Below are 8,403 nucleotides of genomic sequence, written 5' to 3' on the forward strand. Positions count from 1 at the left end.
CCGGCGGACCTCGTCGTTGTCTCCCGCGCCGTCCGCCCCGCCGGTGCGCGCGAGGCGCACCGGGTGCGGCGCGATGCGGGGTGTCGAGGTGTCGGTCGGCTGCGTTAACGACATGATCTTGTGCTCCCCCTGGTGGCGGCTGCCCGGCCGGGCACGTCCCGTGTATCGGGCTGCGACTTATGATGTACGGATAGTGGTCACTGCGATGAGTTGGCTACGAACCGTGGTTACAAAGTCGCATTGTGGCAGCGTGCCGGAACCTGGGGTGGGCGGGGCTGGCGGAGTACCACGCTGTGATCCGCACTCTGTTACTCAGGGTGCATAAGAATGTCGACATGCCATCCGCGCACCGAGCTGATCACTTCGGCCTGGGACGGAGTTGCCGGAACCTGAAACGCGACGGCCACAACGCCGTTGACCAGGGATGTCGTCCCGGCCGTCGGCGCAGCGTGGTACGCGAAACGAGAAGGCGGGCCAGGACGCCCAGCCGGGACCCAGCGGTCCCGATCTCGACATCGACTACAGTCAGTCGTCGTGCGACGGGCCGCACCGCGACCGGCGCGCGGCGCCGGGTCTCACCGGAGAAGCCGGCCTTCCCGCCGCCGGGAACCGCGGATGACTCCGTCACGTGGCTGCGGCCGCTGCGGCCCGCAGTCACGTGACGGAACATCTCCGACCCGCGGTCTCAGACCGCGGCGGCGACCCGGTCGATGCCGCTGGAGGTCTCCAGCGCTTCGATGGTCACCGCGACCGCGTGCACGACCGAGGCAACCCGGATCGCGTCCTGGATCACCTCGCGGGTGACTCCGCGGCCGCGCAGCTCATGCTCGTGGGCGGTCAGGCAGCGGCCGCAGCCGTTGATCGCGGAGACCGCCACCGACCAGAGTTCGAAGTCGACCTTGTCGACGCCGGGGTTGGCGAGGGCGTTCATCCGCAGGCCGGCCCGCAGCCGGGAGTACTCCTCGTCCGCCAGCAGGTGCAGGCTGCGGTAGTAGACGTTGTTCATGGCCATCAGCGCCGCCGCGGTGCGCGCCGCGGTGGCCGCCTCGGCGCTCAGGTGGCCGAGTGCCTCGGGCTCCAGCTCGACCAGCGCGGTGCGCCCGCGGCTGGCGATGGCCGCCGCGAGCACCGTGCCCCAGAGCTGTTGGGCGGACAGGTTCGACTGGCTGGTCACCGAGCCGAGGTTGAGACGCAGGTCCCTGGCGTAGTCGGGAAGCAGCTCCCGCAGGCGGGCGACGGCCATCAGGCCGCCACCTCGACCGGGGCGGGCGCCGCGGCGCCCAGCGTCGCCTGGCCCTTCTGCCAGTTGCAGGGGCACAGCTCGTCGGTCTGCAGCGCGTCGAGCACCCGCAGGACCTCCGCCGGGTTCCGCCCGACGCTGCCCGCGGTGACCATGACGAACTGGATGACGTTGTCCGGGTCGACGATGAAGGTCGCCCGCTGCGCCACCCCGTCGTCACCGAGCACCCCGGCGGCGGCGGTCAGGTCCTTGCGGAGGTCGGCGAGCATCGGGAAGGGCAGGTCGGTCAGGTCCGGGTGGTTCTGCCGCCACGCCAGGTGGACGTACTCGCTGTCCGTGGACACGCCGAGGACCTGCGCGTCCCGGTCGGCGAACTCGTCGTTGAGCCGGCCGAACGCGGCGATCTCGGTGGGACACACGAAGGTGAAGTCCTTCGGCCAGAAGAACACGACGCGCCACACGCCGGGGCGGCTGGCGGCGGTCTCCCGGACGAAGGCGGTGTCGGGGTCGTTGGAGACGACTCCGGTGAGGTCGTAGGCGGGGAAGGTGTCGCCGACGGTGAGCATGTCGAGGTGGTCCTCTCTGCGGTGGTGCTCGGGTCTGCTGTGGTGCTCGGGTCTGCTGCGGTGCTCGGGCAGGGACCACTCTTGCGACCATCGACTCAGAAGAGAAATCGAAAGATTCGGCAAGTTTGATAGCCTCGATCTATGGCCAATCCGCAGCCGACGTTCACCCAGTTGCGTGCGCTCGTCGGCGTCGCCGACCATCGGCACTTCGGCCGCGCGGCGGCGGCGCTGCACGTCAGCCAGCCGACCCTGTCCAGCGCGGTCGCGGCGCTGGAACGCACCCTCGGCGTCCAGCTCGTCGAGCGCACCACGCGCAGCGTGCTGCTCACCGCGGTGGGCGAGCAGATCGTCGTGCGCGCCCGGGGCGTCCTCGGCGCGGTCGACGACATCGCGGAGGCGGCGGTGCGGGCCCGGGCCCCGCTGACCGGCGACATCCGGCTCGGCGTCATCCCCACCGTGGCGCCGTACCTGCTGCCGCGGCTGCTGCCCACGCTGCGCGAGCGCTGGCCGCAGGCGCGCCTGCGGCTGCGCGAGGCGCAGACCGCGACCCTGCTGGCGGAGCTGCGCGGCGGCGCGCTCGACCTGGCGCTGCTCGCGCTGCCCAACGACGAGCCGAGCATCGCCGAGATCCCGCTCTACGACGAGGACTTCGTCCTCGTGACGCCCGCCGAGCATCCCCTGGCCGGCGGCAGCGCCGTCCCCGTCGCCGGTCTCGCCGGCCAGGACGTGCTCCTGCTGGAGGACGGGCACTGCTTCCGGGCGCAGGCGCTGGACGTCTGCCGGGACGCCGGGGCGCGGGAGCGGGCCACGCTGCGGGCGGCCAGCCTGTCGACGATCGTCCAGATGGTCGCCGGTGGGCTGGGGCTCACGTTGCTGCCCGCCGCCGCCGTCGCCGTGGAGGTGGGGGAGGGCCGTGGCCTCGCGGTCGCCACCTTTCGCCGCCCGGCGCCGCACCGGCGCATCGGCCTGGCCTACCGGTCGACCTCGGCCCGCGTCACCGACTGGGGCCTGCTGGCCGCGGAGGTCCGCGCCGCGCTGCCCGGAACGGACCTGGACCTCACCCCGGTCCCAGCCCCGGCTTAGCCCGGCCGTCCGGTGTCGATCGGCGGCCGAGCGGTCACGCCGCGCGGCGACTTCGCGCGTTGCCGGATCTCGACGGAAAAGCCGGGGTAACCCGCGTCGGGTGAAAGCACCCGGGCCGGCTCGCGTCGTCTCGAGGCGCTTTGGGTGAGCGTTCGACTCCTCTTCATCCCCCCTCCGCCGCGACGCAACGCTGCGGGCTTCGTCACGTTTTAGCGACGGCCGACGGGATAACAAGACAACGTCCGCGACCGGCTGCCGCCGGCGTCCGGCCGACGGGTCGGATCGAGGCGATCACACAGGTGGCTCGCGGCGCCACGGCTGGATGGGGTCGGGACGCCGGCCACGACAAAGGTGGTGCACGTGCCCGTGCCGAGGTATGCCCCGATCGCCGGTATGCGGGACACGTCCGTGTCATGCATGTGTAACCGGCCGGCCGTAGCGTAGGCCGCCATGAGCGACGCACGGAACGTGGCCGTCGGCGTCGAGGAGGAGTTTCACATCCTCGATCTCACCACCCGCCAACTTGTTCCCCGGGCCGAGGAAATACTCCAGCGGCTGGACAAGAACTCCTTCTCTCCGGAACTGCTCAAATCTGTCGTCGAGACGAACAGTCAGCCGACGGTCGATCTGTTGGCCCTGCGCTCGAACCTGCTGGACCTACGCCGTCGGCTGGCCGAGGCGGCGGGCGAGCTGGGGCTCGGGCCGGCGGCGTCGGGAACCGTGCCGATCCTCGACATGGATCTGCTCGACGTCTCCCGGGATGCCCGCTACGAGCAGATGACCGAGGACTATCAGATCGTCGCCCGGGAGCAGCTCATCTGCGGCGCTCAGGTGCACGTCGACGTCGCCGACCGCGATCTGGCCATGGCCGTCGTCGCCTGGACCGCCCCCTGGCTGCCGATGCTGCTGGCGCTGTCGGCCAGCTCGCCGTACTGGCTCGGCGCCGACAGCGGCTACGCGAGCATGCGCACGCTGGTCTGGCAGCGCTGGCCCACCGCCGGCGTCGCCGGGTCGTTCCAGACCGCCGCCGAGTATGACCAGCTCATCGCGGATCTGATCAAGTCCGGGGTGATCAGCGACCCGGGCATGGTGTACTTCGACGTCCGCCCCTCGGCCCACCTGCCCACCGTCGAGCTGCGCATCTGCGACGCCTGCCCGGACGTGGACAACGTCATCCTCATCGCCGGGCTGTTCCGGGCCCTGGTGGGCCGGGCCATCGAGGAGATCGAGGCCGGCGGCCAGGCCCCGCCACCGCGTGCCGAGCTGCTGCGGGCGGCGACCTGGCGGGCGGCCCGCTCCGGGCTGGAGGGTGACCTCGTCGACATCCTCGGCGCCGGCCCCGTGCCCGCGCGGGCCATGCTGCGCCGGATGCTGGAGGAGGTGCGCCCGCAGCTCGAGCGCTACGACGACTGGGAGCTCATCGACAACCTCGCCGAGCAGGCGGCCGGGCGGGGCAGCTCGGCGCTGCGCCAGCGCCGGGCGTTCGCCCGCCGCGGCCTGCTCACCGACGTCGCCGACCTGATCCTCGCCGAGACCCGCGACGTTCCGCCGGCCGGCGCATCGCTCGGCGCCGCGCCCGCGGTGTCCGCCCCCGACCAGATCGCGCCGATCCTGCTGGAGCGCTACCAACCGACCGGCTACGACGAGGTCGTCGACGAACGCGGCGCCGTGCGGCCCCAGTACCGGGCGGTGATGCGCACCCTGGAGCGGCTCGGCCCGGACACCCTCGACGAACGCGTCGGCGCCCGGGAGGCCGAGCAGACCGACCGGGGCATCACGTTCCGGGTGAACGGGGACTCGGCGAGCCGGCCGTTCCCCTTCGACATCGTGCCGCGCATCATCGCCGCCGACGACTGGACCGTGCTCGGTCGGGGGCTCGGGCAGCGGGTCCGCGCGCTGGAGGCCTTCCTGCACGACGTCTACGGCGAGCGGGCGGCCGTCGCGGACGGCATCGTCCCGCCCTGGGTGGTCAACGACGCCCCGGGGCTGCGCCACGGCGGCCGTGCCCCCGGCCCCGACGCGGTCCGGATCACCACCGCCGGCATCGACCTCGTCCGCGGCGGCGACGGCGGCTGGCTGGTGCTGGAGGACAACCTGCGGGTGCCGTCGGGGATCGCCTACGCCGTCGAGGGCCGCCGACTCGCCGAGTCGGTGCTGTCCGAACTCGGGCCGCCGCCGGGAATCCTGCGGCTGGGCACCGTGCCCGCCCTGCTGCACGACGCACTCGTCGCCGCGGCGCCGCCCGCCGTGACCGGCGAGCCCGCGGTCGCCATCCTGACCAGCGGGCCGGCCGACTCCGCCTACTTCGAGCACGCCATGCTCGCCGAGGAGATGGGCGTCCCGCTGGTCGAACCCGGCGCGCTGCTCGTCGACGACGACGTCGCCTACCGGGTCGACGACGGCCACCGCCGCCGCGTCGACGTCCTCTACCGGCGCATCGACGAGGACGAGCTGTTCGGCGCGCCGGGTGCGGACGGCGCCCCGCTCGGCCCGGCGCTGCTGCGCGCGATCCGTGCCGGTCGGGTGAGCGTCGCGAACGCGCCGGGCAACGGCATCGGCGACGACAAGGTCGTCTACGCCTACGTACCCCGGATGGTCACCTACTACCTGGGTGAGCAGCCCATCCTCGACGACGTGCCGACCTACGTCTGCGGCGATCCGGAGCAGTGCGAGCACGTGCTGGCCAACCTCGACCAGCTCGTCGTCAAGCCGGTCGACGGCTTCGGCGGCTCCGGCGTCCTGATCGGCCCGCACGCCGAGCCGTACCAGCTCACCGCGGCCCGGGAGCGGATCCTGGCCGACCCGCGGCGCTGGATCGGCCAGGAGGTCGTCGCCCTGTCGACCCATCCGACCTGGCACGACAGCCACCTCGAGCCGTGCGCGGTGGACCTGCGGGTGTTCGTCTACGCCGGCGCGGAGCCGGTCGTCGTGCCCGCGGCGCTGAGCCGGGTGGCCCCGCCCGGCAGCCTCATCGTCAACTCGTCCCAGGGCGGCGGCTCGAAGGACACCTGGATCCCGCGCCGCTGAGCCGATCCCGCGCCGCTGAGCCGGCCCACGCCGCCGTCGTACCCCGCCGAGGTTCTCGGCGGGGCCTGACGGCGTGCCGGCGACGGATGCCGGCGGGCGGGTTCCGGCAGGCGAAGCGGTCCTCGGTCGCAACCGTGGGGACATGAGGGTGAAATCTCCGGCGTCGAAGGTGGACCGACGATCGTGCACCCTCATGCCGGGCAGGACTGCCCGGGGAATGGATCTCGCCTGTTCTGACTGATCGACGGGAGCGCACATGTGCGGGCTGAGTGGTGAGCTGAGGTTCGACGGCCGGGGAGCGGACGTCGACGCGGTGGTGCGCATGACGGCCACCATGGTGCCGCGAGGCCCGGACGGCGCCGGGGTGTGGTCGTCGGGGCCGGTCGCGTTCGGCCACCGCCGCCTGAAGATCATCGATTTGTCCGAGTGTGGCGCCCAGCCGATGGTCGACAGCGAGCTGGGCCTGACCCTCGTGTTCAACGGGTGCATCTACAACTACCGGGAGCTGCGCGACGAGCTGGCCGCCGCCGGCTACCGGTTCTTCTCCACCTCGGACACCGAGGTGATCGCCAAGGCGTACCACCACTGGGGCACCCGGTGCGTGGACCACTTCGCCGGCATGTTCGCCTTCGCGGTCGCCGAGCGCGACACCGGCCGCCTCGTTCTCGCCCGCGACCGGCTCGGCATCAAGCCGCTGTACCTCGCCGCCGACGCCGAACGGCTGCGCTTCGCCTCCACCCTGCCGGCGCTGCTCGCCGGGGGCGGCGTCTCCTCGGACATCGACCTCGTCGCCTTCCACCACTACCTGTCGTTCCACTCCGTGGTGCCGGCGCCGCACACGATCCTCACCGGGGTGCGCAAGCTGCCCGCCGCCACCGTGCGGGTCGTCGAGCCGGACGGGACCTGGACCGACGAGGTGTACTGGAGCCCGAGCCACACCCGCGATCCCGCGTACGCCGACTGGACCGCCCGCGACTGGCAGGACGCCATCGCGGAGAAGCTGCGCCTGGCGGTGCGCCGGCGGATGGTCGCCGACGTGCCCGTCGGGGTGCTGCTCTCCGGCGGGCTGGACTCCAGCCTGATCGTCGCGCTGCTCGCCGAGGCCGGTCAGCACGGCCTGGCCACGTTCAGCGTCGGCTTCGAGGCGGCCGGCGGGGAGTCCGGCGACGAGTTCGCCTACTCGGACATCATCGCCAGGCACTTCGAGACCGACCACCACCAGATCCGGGTGCCCGGCAGCCGGCTGCTGCCCGCCGTCGACGCCGCCGTCGCCGCGATGAGCGAGCCGATGGTCAGCCACGACTGCGTCGCCTTCTACCTGCTCTCCCAGGAGGTCTCCCGGCACGTCAAGGTGGTGCAGTCCGGGCAGGGCGCCGACGAGGTCTTCGCCGGCTACTCCTGGTACCCGCCGCTGGCCGGCGTCCCGCGCGACCAGGCCGTCGACGCCTACCTGCGGGTCTTCGCCGACCGGCCGCACCGCGACATGCCGGCGATGGTCGAGCCGCACCATCTCATCGAGGCCGACGCCAGCCGGCACTTCGTCGCGTCCCACTTCGCCCGGCCGGGCGCCGAGACGTCCGTCGACGCCGCGCTGCGCCTCGACTCGACGGTCATGCTCGTCGACGACCCGGTGAAGCGGGTCGACAACATGACGATGGCCGCGGGCCTGGAGGCGCGCACCCCGTTCCTCGACCACGAACTGGTCGAGCTCGCCGCGGCCTGCCCACCCGAACTCAAGCTCGCCTCCGGCGGCAAGGGCGTGCTCAAGGACATCGGCCGCCCGCTCATGCCGGTCGACGTCATCGACCGGCCCAAGGGGTACTTCCCGGTGCCGGCGATCCGCCACCTGGACGGCCCGTTCCTCGACCGGGTCCGCGACGCCCTCACCGACCCGGCGGCGAAGTCCCGCGGCCTCTTCCGCCCGGCGTGGATTCAGGCGATGCTGGCCGCCCCGAACGACAATCGTACGACCCTCGGCGCGAACGCCCTCTGGCAGGCCGCGCTACTCGAGATGTGGCTCCAGACACAGGGAGTGACGTGACGATACGCAGTGACGTGGCGCCAGGTGGCGACCTGACCCTGGCTGGCGACGTGGCCCTGGGCGGCGACGTGGCCCCGGGCGGTGACACGGCTCTGGCGAACGTGATCCGCATGCCCGGACCGGGGCATGGCGGCCGGTTCGCGGGGTCGGATCTGGCGCGGGAGTGGGTGGCGGCCGAGGGGGTGCGGGCACCCGTCCTCGGCGCCGACGGCCGGCTCGCCTACATCGCGGACGGCCCGGCCGGGCCCGCGCTGTGGATCCGGGACGCCAGCGATCGGCGGCGGCGCGTGGACACCGGCCCCGGGCATGTACGCGCCGCGCTGTGGGCGCCGGCGGGCGACCTGATCGCCGTGCACGTGGCACCCGGTGGCGGGGAGCTCACCGAGGTGCGCGTCGTCGCCGTCGATGGCGACGGCGGCAGCCCGCGCCGCCTGGCCGGTGGGGAC

6 protein-coding genes are annotated in these 8,403 nt (G+C 72.8%); 4 read left to right on the forward strand and 2 right to left on the reverse strand.

Going from position 1 to position 8,403, the window contains the following annotated elements:
• Nucleotides 1–685 precede the first annotated feature (685 nt).
• Both ND748_RS19165 and ND748_RS19170 read right to left on the reverse strand, forming a co-directional pair.
• Complete coding sequence (locus tag ND748_RS19165; RefSeq protein WP_251747381.1) at nucleotides 686–1,243, reverse strand: carboxymuconolactone decarboxylase family protein; 558 nt, start codon at nucleotides 1,241–1,243, stop codon at nucleotides 686–688.
• Nucleotides 1,243–1,806 carry a peroxiredoxin gene (locus tag ND748_RS19170; RefSeq protein ID WP_251747382.1) on the reverse strand — a complete coding sequence of 188 codons (564 nt, stop codon included), beginning with the start codon at nucleotides 1,804–1,806 and terminating at the stop codon, nucleotides 1,243–1,245. Before ND748_RS19170 ends, ND748_RS19165 begins: the two co-directional genes overlap by 1 nt.
• 141 nt (nucleotides 1,807–1,947) lie before the next feature.
• On the opposite strand from ND748_RS19170, the gene ND748_RS19175 reads away from it, so the two are divergent.
• From ND748_RS19175 to ND748_RS19190, 4 genes are all read left to right on the forward strand, one after another.
• Nucleotides 1,948–2,889 carry a LysR substrate-binding domain-containing protein gene (locus ND748_RS19175; protein WP_251747383.1) on the forward strand — a complete coding sequence of 314 codons (942 nt, stop codon included), beginning with the start codon at nucleotides 1,948–1,950 and terminating at the stop codon, nucleotides 2,887–2,889.
• A gap of 450 nt (nucleotides 2,890–3,339) precedes the next feature.
• Complete coding sequence (locus ND748_RS19180) at nucleotides 3,340–5,916, forward strand: carboxylate--amine ligase/circularly permuted type 2 ATP-grasp protein (RefSeq protein WP_251747384.1); 2,577 nt, start codon at nucleotides 3,340–3,342, stop codon at nucleotides 5,914–5,916.
• Between the two features lie 256 nt (nucleotides 5,917–6,172).
• Nucleotides 6,173–7,957, forward strand: a complete 1,785-nt coding sequence (locus ND748_RS19185; RefSeq protein WP_251747385.1) for an N-acetylglutaminylglutamine amidotransferase — start codon at nucleotides 6,173–6,175, stop codon at nucleotides 7,955–7,957.
• Nucleotides 7,954–8,403: TolB family protein (locus ND748_RS19190; protein WP_374215977.1), on the forward strand; the 450-nt coding region annotated here is incomplete at its 3' end. The genes ND748_RS19185 and ND748_RS19190, both read left to right, overlap by 4 nt.

Source organism: Frankia sp. AiPs1, assembly GCF_023716945.1.
Taxonomy (GTDB): Bacteria; Actinomycetota; Actinomycetes; order Frankiales; family Frankiaceae; genus Frankia.

Bases quoted from the DNA above. Each gene is read 5' to 3' on its own strand.
- ND748_RS19165 (WP_251747381.1), bottom strand. From the start codon at position 1,243: ATGGCCGTCGCCCGCCTGCGGGAGCTGCTTCCCGACTACGCCAGGGAC.
- ND748_RS19185 (WP_251747385.1), top strand. From the start codon at position 6,173: ATGTGCGGGCTGAGTGGTGAGCTGAGGTTCGACGGCCGGGGAGCGGAC.
- ND748_RS19180 (WP_251747384.1), top strand. From the start codon at position 3,340: ATGAGCGACGCACGGAACGTGGCCGTCGGCGTCGAGGAGGAGTTTCAC.
- ND748_RS19170 (WP_251747382.1), bottom strand. From the start codon at position 1,806: ATGCTCACCGTCGGCGACACCTTCCCCGCCTACGACCTCACCGGAGTC.
- ND748_RS19175 (WP_251747383.1), top strand. From the start codon at position 1,948: ATGGCCAATCCGCAGCCGACGTTCACCCAGTTGCGTGCGCTCGTCGGC.